Here is a 20,107-nt window from a genome sequence, read left to right as displayed (position 1 = left end):
CGTGACCAGACCGGCACCCCTCGCCGGCGCCGGCCGGCTGGCCGGGGCAGCCGCGCTCATCGCCGTCCTCACCGTGGCCAGCCGACTCGCCGGCTTCGGCCGTACCGCCGTGTTCACCTGGAGCCTGGCGCCCACCGACCTCGGTGGCACCTACGTGGTGGCCAACGCGGTGCCGAACTTCATCTTCGAGATCGTCGCCGGGGGTGCGCTGGCCAGCCTCGTCGTACCGCTGCTCGCCGGTGCGGTCGCGGCGGGCGACCGGACGGCCGTGGCCCGGACCACCGGCGCGTTGCTGACCTGGACGCTGGCCCTGCTGGTTCCCCTCGCGCTGCTCGTGGTGCTGCTGGCCGGCCCGGTGGTCGAGTCGCTGGGCCACCACCTGACCACCGCCCAGCAGCAGAGCGGCGTGCGGATGCTGCGGGTCTTCGCGCCGCAACTGCCGCTGTACGGGGTCGGCATCGTGCTCACCGGGGTGCTCCAGGCCCACCGTCGTTTCGCCTGGCCGGTGCTCGCCCCGTTGCTGTCCAGCCTCACCGTCATCCTGGTGTACCTGGGGTTCACCGTCACGCAGGGCCGGTACGCCACGGTCGGCGGGGTCAGCGCCGGCGGTGAGTTGCTGCTCTCCGGCGGCACCACCCTCGGCGTGGTGGTGCTGTCGTTGTCGTTGCTGATCCCGGTCCGCCGGTTGCGCCTCGGGCTGCGACCCGGCTTCGGGTTCCCTGCCGACGCGCGGGCGAGGGTCGGCGGGTTGGCGGTGGCCGGCGCGGTCACCGTCACCACCCAGCAGATCGCGCTGATCGTCAGCCTGAACCAGGTCACCGCCGGAGCGCGGAGCAACCCGGGCGTCTACAACCTGGCGCAGACCGTCTACCTGCTGCCGTGGGCGGTGCTGGCGGTGCCGCTGGCCATCGCCGCCTACCCGACCCTGGCGGCGGCGCGGGCCGCCGGGGACGAGCGCACCTACCGGGCGACCCTGGCGCCGGCCGTGCGTGGTGTGCTCCTGTTCAGTTGCCTCGGCACGGCCGCGTTGGTCGGGACCGCCGGGCCGGTCGGGCACTTCTTTTTCCCGGCGGACACCGCGTCGACGGCCGCCGCCGCGATCATCGGGTACGCCCCCGGCCTGGTCGGCTACGGCCTCTTCGCGGTGCTCACCCGGGCGCTCTACGCGCGGGGCGAGACCCGGGCGGCGACGCTCGCCACGGCGGTCGGCTTCCTGGTGGTGCCGGCCGTGGTCCTGCTGCTCGGCGCGGTGCTGCCCCTGCGCGACCGGGTGCTCGCGGTGACGGCCGCGAACTCGGTGGGGATGCTGGTGCTGGGCGCCCTGCTGCTCCTGGCGGTGCGGCGCAGCGCCGGCCGTCCCGCCCTCGCGGGAGCGGCACGGGCCGCAGCGGCCGGTGGCCTCGCCGGTGTGCTCGCCGGGCTCGCCGGACTGGGCCTCAGCCGTTGGCTCGACCAGTCGGACGGCGGCACCCCGACGACGGCGGCGGCGTTCGGTCAGGGCATGCTGTCCGGGGTTCTGGTTGGGGTTGTGTTCCTCGCCGTGGTCTGGTTCGTCGACCGGCGGGACGTGCAGCCGCTGCTCGCCGGGGTGCTGCGGCGTCTGGGCCGGCGGGGGCCGTCCGGCGGTGCGCCGACACCGGGCGCGGGCTCCGCGCAGCGGGGCGACGGGAAGGAGACGGCGACGCGATGACTGAGCCACCTCTGCCCGCCGGCTGGTCGGGCACCGTCGCGTTGGTGCTCGCGTCCAGCACCGGCGGGGTCGGCCAGCACGTCCGTTCGGTGGCCCGTGGCCTCGTCGCGGGCGGCACCACAGTCCTGGTCTGCGGGCCTGCCGCCACCGAGGAGCAGTTCGACTTCACCGGTGTCGGTGCGCGGTTCGAGGCGGTGGAGATCCCGGCCAGTCCGACTCCGGCCGACGCGCGGGCGGTGCTCACGCTGCGGCGGGCGCTCGCCGCGGCCACCGTCGACGTGGTGCACGCGCACGGGCTGCGGGCCGGGTTGGTCGCCGTGCTGGCCCGTCCGGCCGTCCCGCTGATCGTCACCTGGCACAACGCGGTGCTCGCCGGGGGACTGCGGGGCGGGGTGTCCCGGCTCGTCGAACGGGTCGTCGCCCGGGGTGTGCGGGTGGCGCTCGGTGCCTCCGCGGACCTGGTGCGGCGGGCCGCCGAGGTGGGTGCCGCCGACGCCCGGCTCGCCCCGGTCGCCGCGCCGACGCTGCCCGCGCCGCGTCGACGCCCGGCGGCGGTACGCGCCGAGTTCGGCGTCCGCCCGGACCAGCCGTTGATCGTCTCGGTTGGTCGGTTGCACCCGCAGAAGCGCTACGACGTGCTGATCGACGCGGCGGCCCGCTGGCGTACGCGTACCCCGCCGCCGGTCGTGGTGATCGCGGGCAGCGGGCCGGCGTATCTGCCGCTCGCCGCGCGGATCTCCGCCGCCCGCGCCCCGGTGACCCTGCTGGGGCACCGCACCGACGTGGCCGACCTGCTCGCCGGCGCCGACCTGGCGGTGGTGACCAGCGACTGGGAGGCGCGGCAACTCTTCGCCCAGGAGGCGCTGCGCGCCGGTGTGCCACTGGTGGCCACCGCTGTCGGCGGGCTCCCGGACCTGGTCGGCGACGCCGCCACGCTGGTTCCCGCCGGTGACGTGGACGCCCTCGACGCGGCCGTACGCGCGTTGCTGGACGACCCGGCGGCGCGGGCGGAGTGGGGCCGGCGCGGCCTCGAACGGGCGGCGACGTGGCCGACCGAGGCGGACACCGTCGCCACGCTTGCCGCCCTCTACGCCGAGCTGGCCGGGAACCCGGGCGGTCCGGCGGCCGCCCCGGGCTCCGACGCCCCGAGAACGGGACACCGGTGATGTTGCGCCGAATCGCCCCCGCCCTGTTGACAGTGCTCGTGGTGGCGCTGGGCGTCACCGCGCTCGCCGCCCGCCCACCCCAGGGCATCCCGCAACGCACCGCCGACTTCGTGGTGCTCGCCGGGATCGCCGGGCTGCGCTGGGACGACGTGGATCCGCAGAGCACCCCGACGCTGTGGCGGATGGCCCAGGACGGCTCGATCGGCTCCCTGTCGGTGCGGTCCGCGCACCGGCCCACCTGCCCGGTGGACGGCTGGCTGACAGTGGGCGCGGGCAGCTTCGCCGCGTGGAACGGCAGCCGGTCGGTCGACGGTTGCCCGTCGGCGGCGGTGACTGTGGAACAACCCGACGGCATCGGCGCGAACCTGCCCGACCAGGAGAGCGTGGTCCAGTACAACCAGCAGCGGCTGCCCTGGGGCGCCATGCCCGGCTCGTTGTCCGAGTCGGTGCGGTGCTCCGTCGCCGTGGGTCCGGGCGCGGCAGTGGCCGCCGCCCGACCGTTCGGCCGCGTCGACCGGTACGCCTCGGGGCTGCCGGCCGACCCGCGGCCGCTGCTCGGCTCGTGTGTGCTGAGCATCGTCGACCTCGGCACCGTCAAGGGGGCCGACCCGGCCACCCGCGCCGAGGAGGCCCGCGCGGCGGACGCCGAGTTGGCCCGGGTGCTGGCGGCGCGACCCCCACGGTCGTTGGTGCTGGTCGCGGGGATCTCCGACACCACCCAGCCGGCGCGGCTGCACGTGGCGGTAGCCGACGGGCCGGGCTGGGAGCGGGGGTGGCTCACGTCGGCCAGCACCGGCCGGGACGGGTACCTGCAACTTGTCGACCTCGCGCCGACCGCCCTCGCCGCGTTGGGCCGGCCGATGCCGGAGCGGCTCTTCCTCGGCCGTCCGGCGGTCAGCACCGGGGGTCGTCCCGCCGATCTGGCCGAGGCCATCAACGCGCCGGCGAACGCCGACCGGGAGGCGGCCGCGCAGCGTTCCGTCTCCGGGGTGTTCTTCACGCTGCTCGCCGGGGTGCAGGTGCTGCTGGCCGTCGCTATCCTGCCGCTGCTGCGCCGGGCCCGTCCGCACGCCGGTCCGGCCGGTCCGACGCCCGTCTCCGGGCGGATCGTGGCGGTGATGGAGCTGCTGCTGGTCGCCGCGGCGTTGACGGTGCCGGCGGCGCTGCTGACCGACGCGGTGCCCTGGTGGCGCGGTGAGCACCCGGGGTGGATCTTCGCCGGGGTGACCGCGCTGCTGGTGGCCGCCGGCACCGCGGCGGTGCGGTTCGCCCCCGGGTACGCGAACACCCTCGGGCTGTTGGGAGCGGTGGCCGGTCTCACCACGCTCGTGGTCGGGCTGGACGTGCTCACCGGGTCCCGCCTGCAGCTCAACGGCGTGGTCGGCTACTCCGCGTTGCAGGGCGGCCGGTACGCCGGGCTGAGCACTGTGGGGCTGGGAGTGTTCCTCGCCGGTGCGCTGGTCACCGGCGGCTGGTTCGCGCAACGGGTGCACCGGGGCTGGCGGCCGGCGGTGATGGTGGCGGTGGGTGGCCTCGCTGTGGTGGTGGTCGGCAGCCCGTATCTGGGCGCCGACCCGGTCGGCGCGATCGCGCTCACCGCCGGGGTGAGCGTCGCCGCCGTGATCAGCGCCGGTGGCTGGTTGACGGTCAGCCGGCTGGCCTGGGCCACCATGGCCGCGCTGGCGGTCGGTATCGGGTTCGCGGTGGTGGACCTGCGGCGTCCGGCCGCGGAGCGGGGCAGCCTGGGCCGGTTCCTGTCCGCGCTCGGTGACGGCACCGGCGGATTCGCCGTGCACCGGTCCAGCACGGAGAACTTCGAGACGCTGGTCAACAGCCCGCTGACGGTGCTGGCGCTGACCGCCGGGCTGCTGGTGTGGTTCGCCCTGTTGCAGCCGTGGGGTGGGCTGATGCGGCTGTTCGGCATCTACCCGGCGGTCCGGGCCGCGCTGGCCGGCACCGTGGTCGCCGCGGTGCTCGGTGGTGTGCTCGACGGCGCGGCCCTGGACGTGATGGGTGCTGCCGCCGCCCTGGTGGTGCCGATGGCGGCCCTGGCGTCGCTGCGGGTGCTCGGGCACGCCGCGGACCGGACCCGCCCGGTAGCCGCCCGCTCCCGCGCCAACGGCGCCGACGACGACTCGGGGTCCGGCGGGGTCGGCCCGGCCGGTGGCGGGGACGGTCCAACCGGCGGCGGGGGGCCGCTGGGTGCGGTGCATCCCCGTCCGATCGCCGGCCCGCCCCCGGGCGCACCGGCGACGGTTGTCCACCCGGTGTCGGACGCTGCTGGCGAGCGCCGGGGGGACGCCGACGAACCGGCCGAGCCGACCGCGAGCGGGTCGACGCCGGACGCCGCGCCGACGGTGCCCGTGCCGCCCCGGCAGGTCTCCCGGTCATCGACGGAGGTTGCCGCGTCCTGAGCGTCGGGCCTCATCCGGATGGCCCGGAGGTGTCGCGGCCGGGGTGCGGCCTGCGGGTACCCGCCCGGGAGGTGTTACCGTCGAATCCCGTGGATCGCGTGATCACTTTGCTGATCAAGCACGGCGGTCTGCATGACCGCGACAGACGACACGGGAGCAGGCCTTGGCCCCATCAGCACGGACGACCAGGCACATTTTCGTCACCGGGGGCGTCGCCTCCTCGCTGGGTAAGGGCCTCACCGCCTCCAGCCTCGGCAACCTGCTGACCGCGCGCGGGTTGCGCGTGGTGATGCAGAAGCTCGACCCCTACCTGAACGTGGACCCGGGGACGATGAACCCGTTCCAGCACGGTGAGGTGTTCGTCACCGAGGACGGCGCCGAGACCGACCTCGACGTCGGGCACTACGAGCGGTTCCTCGACCGGGCGTTGTCCGGCAAGGCGAACGTCACCACCGGTCAGATCTACTCCGACGTGATCGCCAAGGAGCGGCGCGGCGAGTACCTGGGCGACACCGTCCAGGTCATCCCGCACATCACCAACGAGATCAAGTCGCGGATCCTGGCGATGGCCGACCCGGACGAGGACGGCCAGCTGCCCGACGTAGTGATCACCGAGGTCGGTGGCACGGTCGGCGACATCGAGTCGCTGCCGTTTCTCGAGGCGATCCGTCAGGTCCGCCACGACCTGGGCCGCGACAACTGCTTCTACCTGCACGTCTCGCTGGTGCCGTACCTGGCGCCCTCGGGTGAGCTGAAGACCAAGCCGACGCAGCACTCGGTGGCGCAGCTGCGCAACATCGGTATCCAGCCGGACGCGATCGTGCTGCGCTGCGACCGGGAGATCCCGGTGAAGCTCAAGGAGAAGCTGTCGCTCTACTGCGACGTGGACGCCGAGGCGGTCGTCGCCGCCCCGGACGCCCCGAGCATCTACGACATCCCGAAGGTGCTGCACCGGGAGGGGCTCGACGCGTACGTGGTGCGCCGGCTCGGCCTCTCCTTCCGGGACGTGGACTGGGCCAGCTGGGACGACCTGCTGGAGCGGGTGCACCGCCCCCGGCACACCGTCACCGTCGCCGTGGTCGGCAAGTACGTCGACCTGCCCGACGCGTACCTGTCGGTGAGTGAGGCGATCCGGGCGGCCGGCTTCGGCCACCGGGCCCGGGTGCAGCTCACGTGGGTGCCCAGCGACGAGTGCGTCACCCCGGCCGGTGCCGCCGCGGCGTTGGCCGGCGTGGACGGCATCCTCATCCCCGGCGGCTTCGGCGTCCGCGGCATCGAGGGCAAGATCGGCACCGCCCGGTACGCCCGGGAGGCCGGTATCCCGCTGCTCGGCCTCTGCCTCGGCCTGCAGTGCATGACCATCGAGGTGGCCCGGCACCTGGCCGACCTGGACGGCGCGAACTCGGTGGAGTTCGACGAGCAGGCGGCCCACCCGGTCATCGCCACGATGGCCGACCAGGAGGACATCGTCGCCGGTCGGGGTGACCTGGGCGGCACCATGCGGCTGGGCGCGTACCCGGCGACGTTGACCGAGGGCTCGATCGTCGCCGAGGCGTACGGCAGCACCGAGATCAGCGAGCGGCACCGGCACCGCTACGAGGTGAACAACGCCTACCGGGACGCGCTGACCAAGGCGGGCCTGCACATCTCCGGCACCTCGCCGGACGGCCGGCTGGTCGAGTTCATCGAACTGGACCGGAGCCTGCACCCGTTCTTCGTGGCCACCCAGGCGCACCCCGAGTTGAAGAGCCGTCCGACCCGCCCGCACCCGCTGTTCGCCTCGTTCGTCAAGGCCGCGGTGACGTACTCGCAGGCCGACCAGTTGCCGGTCGACCTGGACGCGGCGGCGGAGGCCCCGACGACGCGCAAGGCCGCCCGCAACGGCGCCGCGACGAAGGCGTCGTCGGCGTCGTGAGCGAGCGCAGCGAGCGAACCAGCAGGCTCAGTGGGGTGCCGCACGCCGTCGTCGAGCGCAGCGAGGCGACGGCGTGAGCAACCTGGAGCACCGCTACGAGGTGCGTTCCCGGCAGGAGCGGTACCGGGGGCGGATCTTCGACGTGGTCACCGAGGAGGTGACCATGCCGGGCGGTGGGACCGGGCTGCGTGACCTCGTCCGGCACGTCGGGGCGGTGGCCGTGGTGGCGCTCGACGACGCCGGCCAGGTGGTGCTGATCCGGCAGTACCGGCACCCGGTCGGGCGGCACCTGTGGGAGCTGCCGGCCGGTCTGATGGACGTCTCCGGCGAGGAGTTGCCGGTGGCCGCGCTGCGGGAGCTGGCCGAGGAGGCCGACCTCACCGCCGGGCGGGTCGACGTGCTGGTGGACCTGCACAGCTCGCCGGGGTTCACCAACGAGATCGTCCGGGTGTTCCTGGCCCGCGACCTCGCCGACGTGCCGGCCGACGAGCGGCACGAGCGCCACGACGAGGAGGCCGACCTCCAGGTCGTCCGGATCGACCTGGACGAGGCGGTCGCCATGGTCGCGGCCGGTGAGATCACCAACGCGTCCGCGGTGGCCGGGCTGCTGGCCGCGGCCCGGGCCCGGGACACCGGCTTCGCGTCTCTGCGTCGGGCGGACGCGCCGCTGCCGCGCTGAGCGTCGCCGCCGGTCCAGCCGGTCGGGGGAGTACGCGCCGAAGGGGCCCCGCGGTCAACCGCGGGGCCCCTTCCGCTTGCTGGTCTAGGAGTCGCGCAGCGGACGGCCCTGCGCGTCCGTGCCGCCGTTGACCAGGATGAGGATGCCGTCGATGAGGCCCCAGAAAGCGCCGAGGCCGCAGGTCACCACGCTCACGACGAGCTGGAGAACGGCGATCTTGGTGTGTCCGGTGTAGAACCGACCGGCACCGAAGGTGCCGAGCAGGATGCCGAGGACGCCCGCGACGATCTTGCTCTTGTCGGAGACGCCCTGGGGGTACCCCGGCTCGGGGTAACCGGGCTGGTAAGGAGGAGTGGTCATGGGCGGACACATTAGTGATCCACTCGCCGGCTGTCCGCACCGCCGCCCGGCAGATGGGACGATAGTGGTGAAACATTGTCCTGTTGGCTGAGGTGACGCTCGACCGCCGAATCTCGGCGGTGCCCTGACACATCGTCAGGACACCCGGGCACCGGGTGTCACTGTGCTGGCTCGCGGCGGCCCCGGGCGCGCCTAGACTGCCGCCGCAGGACCGGTGTACCGCGGCGGCAAAGGGGCCGTCGTGGCACCGAGCAGTCGGGGGAGAGCAGCCCCGAAGAGAGGTGTCTGCATCGTGAAGGTCGGAATCCCCCGCGAGGTCAAGAACCACGAGTACCGCGTGGCGATCACGCCAGCGGGTGTCAACGAGTTCACCCGCAGCGGCCACCAGGTCTTCGTCGAGTCCGGCGCCGGGGTTGGCTCCAGCATCACCGACGAGGAGTTCGCCGCCGCCGGCGCGACGATCCTCGCCACCGCCGACGAGGTGTGGGAGACCGCCGAGCTGGTCCTCAAGGTCAAGGAGCCGATCGCCGAGGAGTACCACCGGATGCGCGAGGGGCAGGTGCTCTTCACCTACCTGCACCTGGCCGCCTCCAAGGAGTGCACCGACGCGCTGATCGACCGCCGGGTCACCGGCATCGCGTACGAGACCGTCGAGCTGCCCGACCGGTCGCTGCCGCTGCTCGCCCCGATGTCCGAGGTCGCCGGCCGGCTCGCCCCGCAGGTTGGCGCCTTCTACATGATGCGTACCGGTGGTGGGCGCGGTGTGCTGCCCGGCGGTGTCTCCGGCGTGTACGCGGCCAAGACCGTGGTCATCGGCGCCGGTGTCTCCGGCATGAACGCCGCCGCGATCGCGCTGGGTCTGCAGTCCGAGGTGCTGTTGCTGGACAAGAACGTGGCCCGGCTGCGGCAGGCCGACGCGATCTACCGGGGTCACCTGCAGACCGTCGCCTCCAACGCGTACGAGGTCGAGCGCGCCGTGCTCGACGCCGACCTGGTCATCGGCGCGGTGCTGGTGCCCGGCGCGAAGGCCCCGACGCTGATCTCCAACGAGCTGGTCTCCCGGATGAAGCCGGGCAGCGTGCTCGTCGACATCGCCATCGACCAGGGCGGCTGCTTCGAGGACTCGCGCCCCACCACCCACGCCGACCCGGTCTACAAGGTCCACGAGTCGATCTTCTACTGCGTGGCGAACATGCCCGGTGCGGTGCCGAACACCAGCACCTACGCGCTGACCAACGTCACCCTGCCGTACGCCCTGGAACTGGCCAACCAGGGCTGGCGTGAGGCGCTGCGCAACGACCCGGCGCTGGCGCTGGGCCTCAACACCCACGCCGGTCAGGTCACCTACGGCCCGGTCGCCGAGGCGCACGGCATGGACGTGCTCCCGCTGGCCGACGTGCTGGGCTGAACGGTGGCGGGCTGACCGGCGGCACGGACTCCGCCGGCGTGGGCACAGCACCCACGCCGGCGCTGCGCCGTGCCGTTCGCGGCTACCTCGACCACCTGACCGTCGAACGTGGCCTCTCCGCGAACACGCTCACCTCGTACCGCCGCGATCTGGACCGCTACCTCGCCACCCTGACCGACGCCGGCGTCACCGACCTCGCGTCGGTCGGCGCCGGCCTGGTCGAGTCGCACCTGGCGCGGCTGCGCGCCGGCGACGACGCGCACCCGCCCCTCGCTGTCTCCTCCGCCGCCCGCGCGGCCAGCGCGGTACGCGGCCTGCACCGCTTCGCGGTGCGCGAGGGCCTGGCCGGCGCCGATCCGAGCCGCGACGTCCGCCCGCCCACGCCGCCCCGGCGGCTGCCCCGGGCGCTACCGGTCGACGACGTGGTCCGGCTGCTGGAGACCGCCGGCCCGATCACCGCGACCGGCGACGACGCGCCCCTCGCACTGCGCGACCGGGCGCTGCTGGAGTTCCTGTACGGCACCGGCGCGCGCATCTCCGAAGCGGTCGGCGCCGCCGTGGACGACCTCGACACCGACGACGGCACGGTGCTGCTGCGCGGCAAGGGCGGCCGGGTGCGGCTGGTGCCCATCGGCGGGTACGCCGTCGACGCCGTCCGCGCCTACCTGGTCCGGGCCCGTCCCGGGCTGGCCGCCGCCGGCCGGGGCACCCCGGCGGTGTTCCTCAACGCCCGCGGTGGCGCGCTGTCCCGCCAGGGCGCCTGGGGCATCCTGCGCCGCGCCGCCGACCGGGCCGGGCTGCCCGTCGACGGGCCCGCCGCGGTCTCCCCGCACACCCTGCGCCACTCCTACGCCACCCACCTGCTCGACGGCGGCGCCGACGTCCGGGTGGTCCAGGAGCTGCTCGGCCACGCCTCGGTGACCACCACCCAGGTCTACACGTTGGTCACCGTGGAGCGGCTGCGCGAGGTGTACGCCACCGCCCATCCCCGCGCCCAGGGCTGAACCGGTAGCGGTCGACGCCGACACGCCGGGCCGGTGCCGAACCCCCTGCTGGTCGGTGGCGTACAGTCGGCATCGGCGCGGACCTCCTGGAGCAACACGACCGGGGTGCGCAGCGGCGCCGCGAAGGACGTCGGACGGCTCCGACGCCGGGTGGGTCGTCGGGAGGGGGCAACGAGCACATGGCTGGCAACGGTGACCGTGCCGAGACCTGGACGTCGGAGCTCCGCGAGCAGCAGGCCACGCTCGGCGCGGACCTGGGTCCTGCGGACCCGGCTGCCTACACGATGCGCAAGCCCATTCCTGAGCCGATGCCCACCGACCGGCACGGCCCCGCGCGCATCATCGCGATGGCCAACCAGAAGGGTGGCGTCGGTAAGACGACCACCACCATCAACCTGGGTGCCGCCCTCGCGGAGTACGGCCGCAAGGTGCTGCTCGTCGACTTCGACCCGCAGGGCGCGCTCTCGGTGGGCCTGGGCGTCAACCCGCACAACCTCGACCTGTCCGTCTACAACCTGCTCATGCAGGACGACGTGATCGCCGAGGACGTCCTGATCAAGACCGACGTGGCGGGCCTGCACCTGCTACCGGCCAACATCGACCTCTCCGCCGCCGAGATCCAGCTCGTCAACGAGGTCGCGCGGGAGATGGCCCTGGCCCGGGTCCTGCGCACGGTCCGCAAGGAGTACGACTACATCCTGATCGACTGCCAGCCGTCACTCGGCCTGCTGGCGATCAACGCGTTGACCGTCGCGCACGGTGTGCTCATCCCCCTCGAATGCGAGTTCTTCAGCCTGCGGGGTGTGGCACTGCTGCTGGACACCATCGACAAGGTGCGCGAGCGGCTCAACTTCGACCTGGAGCTCGAAGGCATCCTCGCCACCATGTACGACAGCCGCACCACGCACTGCCGCCAGGTCCTCCAGCGGGTGGTGGAGGCGTTCGGCGACAAGGTCTACCAGACGGTCATCACCAAGACGGTGAAGTTCCCTGAGTCCACCGTGGCCGGTGCCCCCATCACGACGATGGACCCGGCCTCCTCCGGGGCACGTAACTACCGTCAGCTGGCCCGCGAGGTGATCGCCGCCCAGTCGGAGCGGTAGCCGGAACGTCCCGTGCCCGCCTCGTGGACTACGGTCGTCCGGTGACCGCGCCACCCCTCGACCCACCCGAGACCGCCGACGCGGCCGTGGTCGACGGTGTGCCGCCGGTCGATTCCGCTGCCAGCGGGTTCACGGTGCGGCTGGCCAACTTCACCGGCCCGTTCGACCTGCTGCTGCAACTGATCGGCAAGCACAAACTCGACGTCACCGAGGTGGCCCTGCACACGGTCACCGACGAGTTCATCGCCTACATCAGGGCGATGGGCGACAACTGGGATCTGGACGAGGCCAGCGAGTTCCTGCTCATCGCCGCGACCCTGCTCGACCTGAAGGCGGCCCGGCTGCTGCCCGCCGCCGAGGTGGAGGACGAGGCCGACCTCGCCCTGCTGGAGGCACGGGACCTGCTTTTCGCCCGGCTGTTGCAGTACAAGGCGTACAAGGAGGCGGCGGCGCACATCGCCGAGCTGGAGGCCGTCGGCGGCCGACGCTACCCGCGCGCCGTGAGCCTGGAGGCCCGTTACGCCGAGGCGCTGCCCGACCTGGTCCTCGGCATCGGCCCCCAGCGGCTGCTGAAGCTGGCCGTGAAGGCGATGACCCCGAAGCCGGTGCCGGAGGTCTCTATCGCCCACGTGCACATGGTCCGGGTCAGTGTCCGGGAACACGCCGCGATCCTCGCCGCCCGGCTGCGCCGCGCCGGCACCGCCACGTTCTCGCTGCTCTGCGCGGACTGCGAGGCCACCCTGGAGGTGGTGGCCCGGTTCCTCGCGCTGCTGGAGCTGTACCGGGAGGGCCTGGTGTCGTTCGTGCAGGAGCAGGCCCTGGAGGAGCTGACCGTGCGGTGGACCGGCCCGGCCGACGGCGACACCGAGCTGCACGTCGACGAGTACGCCGGCAGTCCGGCCGACCCGGAGTCACCGGCGCCTGAACTGGCGGGGGCGGGTCCTGAGCCGGCGGAGGCTGAGCGTGACCCGGCGTGGGCTGACCGTGTGCCGACGGGGGAGGCCGGCGGGCCGGACGGGACGGGAACGACGGAGGGTGCGCGGGATGAGTGACGAGCAACGTCGGGACTCGCTGGCCGACCAGGCCGCCGCCTGGGTGCCCCCGTGGGACCGCCCCCGCCCGCCCGCCGCCGACACCCCCACGGAGCCGGACGGGTCAGCCGCACCACCGGAGACCGACGAGCCCGCAGCGGCAGCGCCCGGACCGGAGCCAGTAGCCGCCGAGCCGGACGTGGTCGTGCCGGGATCCGCGCAGGGCGACCCGGCTGGGCGGGGCCCAGACGACGCGGGCCCGGGTGAGCCGCGCACTGTCGAGGTGACCGCAGGTGGCCCAGGCCCGGTCGAGGTGGCCGCAGGTGGGCCCGATCTCCTTGAGGTGGCCTCCGACGAGGTGGGCCCTGGTGAGCCAGGTCGCGGCCCGGGTGAGCCGGATCGCGGTGAGGCGGCTGCGGGCGACGTGGGCTCGGCGGGCCCGGACCCCGGTGCGGTGACGGACGGCACGGTGGGGGAGTCGGGGGACGCTGCGGGCGTACCCCGGCGGCAGCTGGCGGGACGGCGGCGGGCGACGGTCGTGCCGGAGCCCGCGCCCGAGCTGTCCGACAGTGAGCTGCGCGGCGCGTTGGAGGCGATCCTGCTGGTCGTCGACGAGCCGGTCAGCGAGCTGGTGCTGGCCCAGGTGCTGGAGCAGCCCGCCGAGCGGGTCGGGCCGATGCTCGACGAGATCGCCGCTGGTTACACGGCGGCCGGGCACGGGTTCGAGCTGCGGCGGGCGGCTGGCGGGTGGCGGCTGTACACCCGGCCGGAATACGCTACGTACGTTGAGCGGTTCGTGTTGGACGGGCAGTCCGTGCGGCTGACCCAGGCGGCGCTGGAGACGCTCGCCGTGGTTGCGTACAAGCAGCCGGTGACCCGTTCGCGAATCTCAGCCATCCGGGGTGTGAACTGCGACGGGGTCATCCGTACGCTGGTCACCCGTGGCCTCATCGAGGAGTGCGGCACCGAAACGGACAGTGGGGCGTTCCTCTACCGGACCACCACGTTGTTCCTGGAGAAGCTCGGGCTGAACACCGTCGACGAGCTGCCGCCCCTCGCACCCTTCCTGCCCGACGACGTAGAAGAGCTTGCTGATGCGACCCGATAACCGTTCCCCGAAACCCGACGCGCCCGTCTACGAGGGGGCTGAGCGCCTGCAGAAGGTGCTCGCCGCCGCCGGCGTGGGTTCCCGGCGCGCCTGTGAGGACCTGATCTTCCGCCGCCGGGTCACCGTGGACGGGCGGGTCGCCAAGCTCGGCGACAAGGTCGACCCGGCCACCTCCGTGATCCACGTGGACGGGGAGCGCCTCCAGGTCGACATTCGCCTGGTCTACGTGGCGATGAACAAGCCGCGCGGAGTGGTCACCTCGATGGCGGACGACAAGGGGCGCAACGAGCTGGCCGAGTTCATTGGCAACCGGGTGGAGCAGCGGGTCTACCACGTGGGGCGCCTCGACGCGGACAGTGAGGGCCTGCTGCTGCTCACCAACGACGGCACCCTCGCGCACAAGCTCATGCACCCCTCGTACGAGGTGCTGAAGACCTATCTGGCCGAGGTGGTCGGGCCGATCCCACGCAACCTGAGCAAGCGGCTGCTGGCCGGCGTCGAGCTGGAGGACGGGCCGGTCAAGGTCGACTCGTTCAAGGTGGTGGACACTCTGGGTAAATCCGCCCAGGTGGAGCTCAGCCTGCACGAGGGCCGCAAGCACATCGTCCGACGGCTGATGGAGGAGGTCGGGCACCCGGTCACCCGGCTGGTGCGTACCTCGATCGGTCCTATCCGGCTGGGTGAACTGCGGACCGGACGGATCCGGCGGTTGACGAACGCCGAGGTCGCCGCCCTGTTCAACGCGGTGGGTGACTGACCCCCGAGTTCGGGGTACGGCAGCCGGTAGGCTCCACCGATGGCCGGGACGCGGCCGCCCGGGTGGCGTGGGTCGCCTCCGGCGGCGGCGCGCGCGGGTTCGACAGCGCACCCGGGCATGATTGATGACGATTGACAACCGCTTGCGGCGCCAGCTCACCGGGCGATCCGTGAGGTACGGGCTGAGGAGGACACGGTGGAGGAAAACGTACGGTTCGGGCGATGTGTGGTCGCTGTGGATGGGCCGTCCGGGTCGGGTAAGTCCACCGTGTCGCGGCGGCTCGCCGCGAGCATCGGTGCGCGCTACCTGGACACCGGGGCGATGTACCGGGCGATCACGTGGGCCGTGCTGCGCTCCGGCGTGGACCTCACCGACGCCGCGTCGGTGGCGAAGGTCGCCGGCGAGGTCGACCTGCGCATCGGCACCGACCCGCAGGGGTACGGCGTGACCGTCGACGGTGTGGGCGTGGACGCCGACATCCGTGGGGCTGAGGTGACCGGCGCGGTTTCCGCCGTCGCCGCCGTGCCGGCTGTCCGTGAGCTGCTCGTCGGCCGGCAGCGCGAGATGATCGCCAACGCTGGTCGGATGGTGGTCGAGGGTCGCGACATCGGTTCGGTCGTGGCGCCGGACGCCGACCTGAAGGTCTTCCTGACCGCCTCCGAGGCGGCCCGTGCCGCCCGGCGCAGCGCCGAGGACGCCGCCGACGTGGCGGCCACGGCCGCCGATCTGGCCCGGCGGGACCGTCTCGACTCGACCCGCAAGGTCAACCCGCTGGCCCAGGCGCCCGACGCGGTGGTGCTGGACACCACCGAGCTGGGCATCGACGAGGTCGTGGCGCGGATGCGCGACCTGCTCACCGAGCGGGGCGTGGCATGAGCGGCGCGGTTGTGTCTCATGGCGGTCCGGAGCGAAGCGGAGGAACGGCATGAGCGAGGGTGCTGGCTGGGTGGAGTTGCGGGAGCCCGACGTCGCCGTCGAGGAACCGAGTGGCCCGCAGCCGGTGGTGGCCGTGGTCGGTCGCCCCAACGTGGGTAAGTCGACGTTGGTCAACCGGATCATCGGCCGCCGGCAGGCGGTCGTCGAGGACGTCCCCGGCGTGACCCGCGACCGCGTCCCGTACGACGCGCAGTGGAACGGCCGGGCGTTCACCGTGGTGGACACCGGCGGTTGGGAACCGGACGCGAAGGACCGGGCCGCGGCCATCGCGGCGCAGGCCGAGACGGCGGTCGTCACCGCCGACGTGGTGCTCTTCGTGGTCGACGCGATGGTGGGCTCCACCGACGTGGACGAGGCCGCGGTGAAGATGCTGCGGCGCAGCGCCAAGCCGGTGATCCTGGTGGCGAACAAGGCGGACAACAACTCCGTCGAGATGGAGGCCACGTCGCTGTGGTCGCTCGGCCTCGGTGAGCCGTTCCCGGTGTCCGCCCTGCACGGGCGCGGCTCCGGCGACCTGCTGGACGCCATCCTCGCCGCGCTGCCGGAGGCACCGGCGATCGTGGAGAACCGCCCGCGTGGGCCGCGCCGGGTGGCGCTGGTCGGGCGGCCGAACGTCGGCAAGTCCAGCCTGCTGAACCGGTTTTCCGGTGAGGAGCGGGCGGTCGTCGACTCGGTGGCGGGCACCACAGTGGACCCGGTCGACAGCCTGGTCGAGATCGGCGGTCAGACCTGGCAACTGGTCGACACGGCCGGGCTGCGCAAGCGGGTCGGCAAGGCCAGCGGCACCGAGTACTACGCCAGCCTGCGGACCGCCGGCGCGATCGAGGCCGCCGAGGTGGCCGTGGTGCTGCTGGACTCCAGCGAACCGATCAGCGAACAGGACCAGCGGATCCTGTCGATGGTGACCGAATCGGGTCGGGCGTTGGTCATCGCGTTCAACAAGTGGGACCTGGTCGACGCCGACCGTCGGTACTACCTGGACAAGGAGATCGACCGGGAGTTGCGCCGCATCCCCTGGGCGATCCGGCTGAACCTGTCGGCGATGACCGGCCGGGCCGTGGACAAGCTGGCCCCGGCCCTGAACAAGGCGCTGGCCAGCTGGGAAACCCGCGTGCCGACCGCGCACCTGAACCAGTGGCTCACCGCGCTGGTGCAGGCCACCCCCCACCCGGTGCGTGGTGGGCGGGCGCCGCGGATCCTGTTCGCGACGCAGGCCGGGGTGGCGCCGCCGCGGTTCGTGCTCTTCACCACCGGCCCGCTCGACGCCGGCTACCAGCGCTTCGTCGAGCGCAAGCTCCGCGAGGAATTCGGGTACGAGGGCAGCCCGATCGAGATCTCCGTCCGCCCGCGTAAGAAGCTCGGCCCCGGCGGCCGAGGCAAGGCACACGGCTGACGCGTCTGCCGTTCTGCCGTCCTGCTCCGCGAATGCCGGATGGGCGCTCCTGCCCATCCGGCATTCGTCTACCCAACCCCACCCTCCTAGGACGCTCTGGGGGTGGTGCGGTGGTTCTCTGTGCGGTGGTTCGGCCAGGTCGCGATGCCGGTGGGGCCTGTGCGGACGGCCCGGGGCTGCTGCGCTAAGCTGTACCGGCTGCCGCGGGGGAAACCACGCGGGGGCGGGACGTGGCGCAGCTTGGTAGCGCACTTGACTGGGGGTCAAGGGGTCGTCGGTTCGAATCCGGCCGTCCCGACGCAGGTGAGGGGCCATCTCGGAAGATCGAGACGGCCCCTTTGTCGTACCTGGGTGACTAACTGAGTGACTACGCCTCAGCGTCGAAGATCCGGTCCATGGCGACTGCACCCGCCCAGGAGCACCGGCCGTAGTCGGTGCCGGTAGACGCTCTCGGTGACCGTCGTGCCGGAGTGGCCGCAGAGGTCGGCGATCTGTGCAAGGCTCATGCCGCTGTCGGACAGCAGGGACACGAAAGCTGTGCCGCAGCTCGCGGAGAGTCCAGTCGCGCGGGTCGAGGCCCGCTGTGGCGACGACGGGGCGGAAGCCCGAAGCACGTTGTGCCGATCGAGGGCCGTGCCGGCGGCTGAGGCGAAGACGAGGCGGTCAGCGGCAGGCTGGCCCTGGCGCTCGTGGTGGGTGGTGAGCGCGGTGACGCACCGGGCCGGCAGTGCCAGGGTGCGACGCGACTTCTTGGTTTTGGTGTCTCCGTCGGCGCGGACCGAGCGCCAGACCTGAATGGATGGCGGCACCGGGGGATCGTTGTCTGGCTTGCCGGCGAGGTCGACGTGTGACCAGGTGAGGGCTCGTAGTTCTTCGGTGCGAGCGCCCGTCAGCAGTGAGACGACCCGAAAAGCGGGCCCGTGAAGAAGGTCGACGCGTTGACGCCGATCTACCGCAGCGAAGGCGTGGCCTGATGCGCGTCTCGACCGCCTCGGAAGCCGGCAACCCGAAGTCGCCCAACGAGGACTGGGCCAAGGCCAGCGAGAAGCTGATCGTGGTTCTGGACGGTGCCACTGCCCGCACCGGCACCGGCTGCGTTCACGGCATCGCCTGGTACGCCGCAAAGCTTGGCTCTGCTCTCGCCGGCCTGGCGGCCGACCGCGACTCGGAGTTGGTCAACGCGCTGATGTACGGCATCCGGTTCACCGCCGACCAGCACCGAGACACCTGCGACCTCAGCCACCCGGGTACACCTTCGGCCGCCACGGCGTTGCTGCGGCTTAAGGACACCGCCTTGGAAAATTTTGGTGCTCGGTGACGTCACGGTGCTGATCGACACTGTCGATGGCATCAAGGTCATTACTGATGACCGGGTCGACAAGACCTTCCGCACAGAACGCGACGAGGCCGACCGGTACCCGTTCGGATATGCCGAGAAGCAGGCGGCGTTGCTGCGGATGAAGCACGCCGAGTTGGCCACTCGTAACCAGCCCGGCGGGTACTGGGTGGCAGCTGCGGAACCGTTCGCCGCTCGACACGCGATCACCGGAGAAGTGCCACTCGACAACGTCCGGCGGGTCGCCGTGCTGACCGACGGAGCAGCATGTTTGGTCGCCCTGTTCGGTCTGCTCGACTGGCCCGACGTGCTCGACGTCCTAGTCGAGGACGGCCCGACCAAGCTGATCAGCCAAGTCCGCGCTATCGAAGCCGCCGACCCGTCCTGCATGAGGTGGGCGCGTAACAAGCGCAGTGACGACGCGACCGCCGTCTATGCAGCCTGAGCAGGCAGATCGGCCGTGTGGACAGCGACTTTCGACCGCTACAGTCGAGGCGTGCTCAATATGGACACGACACGTCGCCCCGTTCGTCCCAGCGAGTGGCTCGCAGTGCTCGACGCGGTCTACAACGCAGAGCAGAGCGATGAGCAAACTTGGCTGGAGTGGAAGTCCAGCCTGGACTTGCATTCCAAAGAACAGATGGCGAAGATTGTTTCGAAAGCAATCATCGCGATGGCTAACCGTGATCCTAACGAAGCTGCACTGACAGTCGGCGGCATAGGCATCCTCCTCATCGGCATTGATCCGGGTTCCGTGGCAGGTGTAGACCAAGTGGATAACGCCGACTTGGACCAGATGATTGCCAACTATATCGGCAGCGACGGGCCTGTTTGGCAGCCACACTGGACCCAGTACCAAGGCATGCAGATTCTATTATCGAAGTTAATCCGCCACGGTGGGGAGACCCGCCACACTCCTTTCGAAAAGCATGTGATGTAATCAGCGACGGTCAGGTGTACGTTCGGAAGATGGCGCGATTGGTTCCGCCCGATCATAGGGACGTCCGCCGGCTAGCGGAACGATTTGCGGCCAGCCCAATTAAGGAAACCCTCGATGTTGCCGTCGTAGTGGAATGTCCCCAGCCGCTATCACGATCCAAGTGGTCACCGGCTGACGCGAAAAGATTCGCCGATTCCGAGCGCATACGCTTGATGGAACCTCTTAGAAGAAGTTCGAGGAGTCCATCGAGTGGGCCATATGCTGGACTGGGTAGCGCAGTAGACAGATACACCAGGCTTCCCTCTATGGATTACGGACTTAACCGTGAGATCCCAGAGGAGCGCTCCGAAGAGGAGTACGAGGCGCAAGTATCTCTATACCTTAAGCAAGTTCAAGACGTTTGGGCAGAGGCTATGCTGTCTGCTGCGGCAAGCCTAATTAAGCCGCCGACCTTTCGGGTAATCAACAGGTCTGCCAGGAATTACCAACAGCTTGAAGTGAAACTCTATGTTGCTGGCGAGGCAGACGCTGCCGAATTTCATCCGAGCCAGGCGGACCTTAGCCTAGAGAGGCTTCTACCCGCCCCTCCCCGCCTCTGGGGGCCTTACAAGCGGCAGCAATACTTAGGTTGGGCGACTAAGGGATCTCACTTTGCGACACACCTTCCCTACCAGCCTCCCGGGCCTTCCACGCGGGTGGAACGGGGTGGCAGCTTCACCCTTACCTTCCCGCCCGTTAATCTCCGACCCCGTCGCACCGAGATCCTAAGGGGCGTCTCGTAACTGGGTGAGGGCGTTGTCCGGGGCCGGCTCGGTGGTCAGCCGGTGAGGATGATGTTGTGGAGGTTGGCGATGCCGGAAGCGGCGT

17 protein-coding genes, 1 tRNA gene and 1 pseudogene are annotated in these 20,107 nt (G+C 71.6%); 17 read left to right on the top strand and 2 right to left on the bottom strand.

What is annotated here, in order from left to right; genetic code table 11:
• Position 1 precedes the first annotated feature (1 nt).
• The 5 genes from murJ to ACIBEF_RS30015 all read left to right on the top strand — a co-directional run bounded on the left by murJ (position 2) and on the right by ACIBEF_RS30015 (position 7,864).
• Complete coding sequence (murJ, locus tag ACIBEF_RS30035; protein WP_396796694.1) at positions 2-1,690, top strand: murein biosynthesis integral membrane protein MurJ; 1,689 nt, start codon at positions 2-4, stop codon at positions 1,688-1,690.
• Positions 1,687-2,856, top strand: a complete 1,170-nt coding sequence (locus ACIBEF_RS30030; protein ID WP_396796692.1) for a glycosyltransferase family 4 protein — start codon at positions 1,687-1,689, stop codon at positions 2,854-2,856. The genes murJ and ACIBEF_RS30030 overlap by 4 nt, the downstream gene beginning before the upstream one ends.
• Positions 2,856-5,270 carry a hypothetical protein gene (locus tag ACIBEF_RS30025; RefSeq protein WP_396796690.1) on the top strand — a complete coding sequence of 805 codons (2,415 nt, stop codon included), beginning with the start codon at positions 2,856-2,858 and terminating at the stop codon, positions 5,268-5,270. The genes ACIBEF_RS30030 and ACIBEF_RS30025 overlap by 1 nt, the downstream gene beginning before the upstream one ends.
• 163 nt (positions 5,271-5,433) lie before the next feature.
• Positions 5,434-7,185, top strand: a complete 1,752-nt coding sequence (locus ACIBEF_RS30020; RefSeq protein WP_396796688.1) for a CTP synthase — start codon at positions 5,434-5,436, stop codon at positions 7,183-7,185.
• 73 nt (positions 7,186-7,258) lie between these two features.
• On the top strand, positions 7,259-7,864 hold the full coding sequence (locus tag ACIBEF_RS30015) for an NUDIX hydrolase (protein WP_357208018.1): 606 nt from the start codon (positions 7,259-7,261) through the stop codon (positions 7,862-7,864).
• An 84-nt stretch (positions 7,865-7,948) separates the two neighbouring features.
• On the opposite strand, the gene ACIBEF_RS30010 is transcribed toward ACIBEF_RS30015, so the two are convergent.
• A complete protein-coding gene (locus tag ACIBEF_RS30010; RefSeq protein ID WP_396796716.1) occupies positions 7,949-8,287 on the bottom strand; it encodes a TM2 domain-containing protein in 339 nt (112 codons plus the stop codon).
• Between the two features lie 229 nt (positions 8,288-8,516).
• Here ACIBEF_RS30010 and ald point away from each other — a divergent pair, with 229 nt between their 5' ends.
• The 9 genes from ald to ACIBEF_RS29965 all read left to right on the top strand — a co-directional run bounded on the left by ald (position 8,517) and on the right by ACIBEF_RS29965 (position 17,262).
• Positions 8,517-9,632 carry an alanine dehydrogenase gene (gene ald, locus ACIBEF_RS30005; protein WP_396796687.1) on the top strand — a complete coding sequence of 372 codons (1,116 nt, stop codon included), beginning with the start codon at positions 8,517-8,519 and terminating at the stop codon, positions 9,630-9,632.
• 38 nt (positions 9,633-9,670) lie between these two features.
• The gene (locus tag ACIBEF_RS30000) at positions 9,671-10,636 is read left to right on the top strand and encodes a site-specific tyrosine recombinase XerD (RefSeq protein WP_396796686.1); all 966 of its coding nucleotides are present in this window, start codon (positions 9,671-9,673) and stop codon (positions 10,634-10,636) included.
• A gap of 179 nt (positions 10,637-10,815) precedes the next feature.
• Positions 10,816-11,739 (top strand): ParA family protein, encoded by a 924-nt coding sequence (locus ACIBEF_RS29995; RefSeq protein WP_124862901.1) that lies wholly within the window; start codon positions 10,816-10,818, stop codon positions 11,737-11,739.
• 41 nt (positions 11,740-11,780) lie between these two features.
• Positions 11,781-12,791 carry a segregation and condensation protein A gene (locus ACIBEF_RS29990; protein WP_396796684.1) on the top strand — a complete coding sequence of 337 codons (1,011 nt, stop codon included), beginning with the start codon at positions 11,781-11,783 and terminating at the stop codon, positions 12,789-12,791.
• Positions 12,784-13,878 carry an SMC-Scp complex subunit ScpB gene (scpB, locus tag ACIBEF_RS29985; RefSeq protein WP_396796683.1) on the top strand — a complete coding sequence of 365 codons (1,095 nt, stop codon included), beginning with the start codon at positions 12,784-12,786 and terminating at the stop codon, positions 13,876-13,878. The genes ACIBEF_RS29990 and scpB overlap by 8 nt, the downstream gene beginning before the upstream one ends.
• Complete coding sequence (locus ACIBEF_RS29980) at positions 13,865-14,635, top strand: pseudouridine synthase (protein ID WP_238659881.1); 771 nt, start codon at positions 13,865-13,867, stop codon at positions 14,633-14,635. The genes scpB and ACIBEF_RS29980 overlap by 14 nt, the downstream gene beginning before the upstream one ends.
• A gap of 195 nt (positions 14,636-14,830) precedes the next feature.
• Positions 14,831-15,511: a (d)CMP kinase gene (cmk, locus tag ACIBEF_RS29975; protein ID WP_396796681.1), complete on the top strand. Its 681-nt coding sequence runs from the start codon at positions 14,831-14,833 to the stop codon at positions 15,509-15,511.
• A gap of 49 nt (positions 15,512-15,560) precedes the next feature.
• Complete coding sequence (gene der / locus ACIBEF_RS29970; protein ID WP_396796679.1) at positions 15,561-16,964, top strand: ribosome biogenesis GTPase Der; 1,404 nt, start codon at positions 15,561-15,563, stop codon at positions 16,962-16,964.
• 224 nt (positions 16,965-17,188) lie between these two features.
• Positions 17,189-17,262, top strand: a tRNA-Pro gene (locus ACIBEF_RS29965).
• A 69-nt stretch (positions 17,263-17,331) separates the two neighbouring features.
• Here ACIBEF_RS29965 and ACIBEF_RS29960 read toward each other — a convergent pair.
• A pseudogene (locus tag ACIBEF_RS29960) lies at positions 17,332-17,878 on the bottom strand (site-specific integrase); the annotation flags it as partial.
• Positions 17,879-17,937: 59 nt separating this feature from the next.
• Here ACIBEF_RS29960 and ACIBEF_RS29955 point away from each other — a divergent pair.
• The 3 genes from ACIBEF_RS29955 to ACIBEF_RS29945 are packed head-to-tail and all read left to right on the top strand — an operon-like array spanning position 17,938 to position 19,240.
• The gene (locus tag ACIBEF_RS29955; protein WP_396796719.1) at positions 17,938-18,282 is read left to right on the top strand and encodes a hypothetical protein; all 345 of its coding nucleotides are present in this window, start codon (positions 17,938-17,940) and stop codon (positions 18,280-18,282) included.
• Positions 18,272-18,745 carry a hypothetical protein gene (locus ACIBEF_RS29950; protein WP_396796677.1) on the top strand — a complete coding sequence of 158 codons (474 nt, stop codon included), beginning with the start codon at positions 18,272-18,274 and terminating at the stop codon, positions 18,743-18,745. Before ACIBEF_RS29955 ends, ACIBEF_RS29950 begins: the two co-directional genes overlap by 11 nt.
• A 60-nt stretch (positions 18,746-18,805) precedes the next feature.
• Entirely contained in the window at positions 18,806-19,240 is a 435-nt protein-coding gene (locus tag ACIBEF_RS29945) for an RNA-binding domain-containing protein (protein ID WP_396796714.1), read from the top strand.
• Positions 19,241-20,107 lie beyond the last annotated feature (867 nt).

Source organism: Micromonospora sp. NPDC050795, from assembly GCF_044456785.1.
GTDB lineage: Bacteria > Actinomycetota > Actinomycetes > Mycobacteriales > Micromonosporaceae > Micromonospora.
The sequence above is the reverse complement of the archived record's forward strand: the minus strand, read 5'-3'. Positions and strand labels throughout refer to the sequence as shown.

Bases quoted from the DNA above. Each gene is read 5' to 3' on its own strand.
- ACIBEF_RS30025 (WP_396796690.1), top strand. From the start codon at position 2,856: ATGTTGCGCCGAATCGCCCCCGCCCTGTTGACAGTGCTCGTGGTGGCG.
- ACIBEF_RS29955 (WP_396796719.1), top strand. From the start codon at position 17,938: ATGCGCGTCTCGACCGCCTCGGAAGCCGGCAACCCGAAGTCGCCCAAC.
- ACIBEF_RS30030 (WP_396796692.1), top strand. From the start codon at position 1,687: ATGACTGAGCCACCTCTGCCCGCCGGCTGGTCGGGCACCGTCGCGTTG.
- ACIBEF_RS29980 (WP_238659881.1), top strand. From the start codon at position 13,865: ATGCGACCCGATAACCGTTCCCCGAAACCCGACGCGCCCGTCTACGAG.
- ACIBEF_RS29945 (WP_396796714.1), top strand. From the start codon at position 18,806: ATGGACACGACACGTCGCCCCGTTCGTCCCAGCGAGTGGCTCGCAGTG.
- scpB (WP_396796683.1), top strand. From the start codon at position 12,784: ATGAGTGACGAGCAACGTCGGGACTCGCTGGCCGACCAGGCCGCCGCC.
- ACIBEF_RS29995 (WP_124862901.1), top strand. From the start codon at position 10,816: ATGGCTGGCAACGGTGACCGTGCCGAGACCTGGACGTCGGAGCTCCGC.
- der (WP_396796679.1), top strand. From the start codon at position 15,561: ATGAGCGAGGGTGCTGGCTGGGTGGAGTTGCGGGAGCCCGACGTCGCC.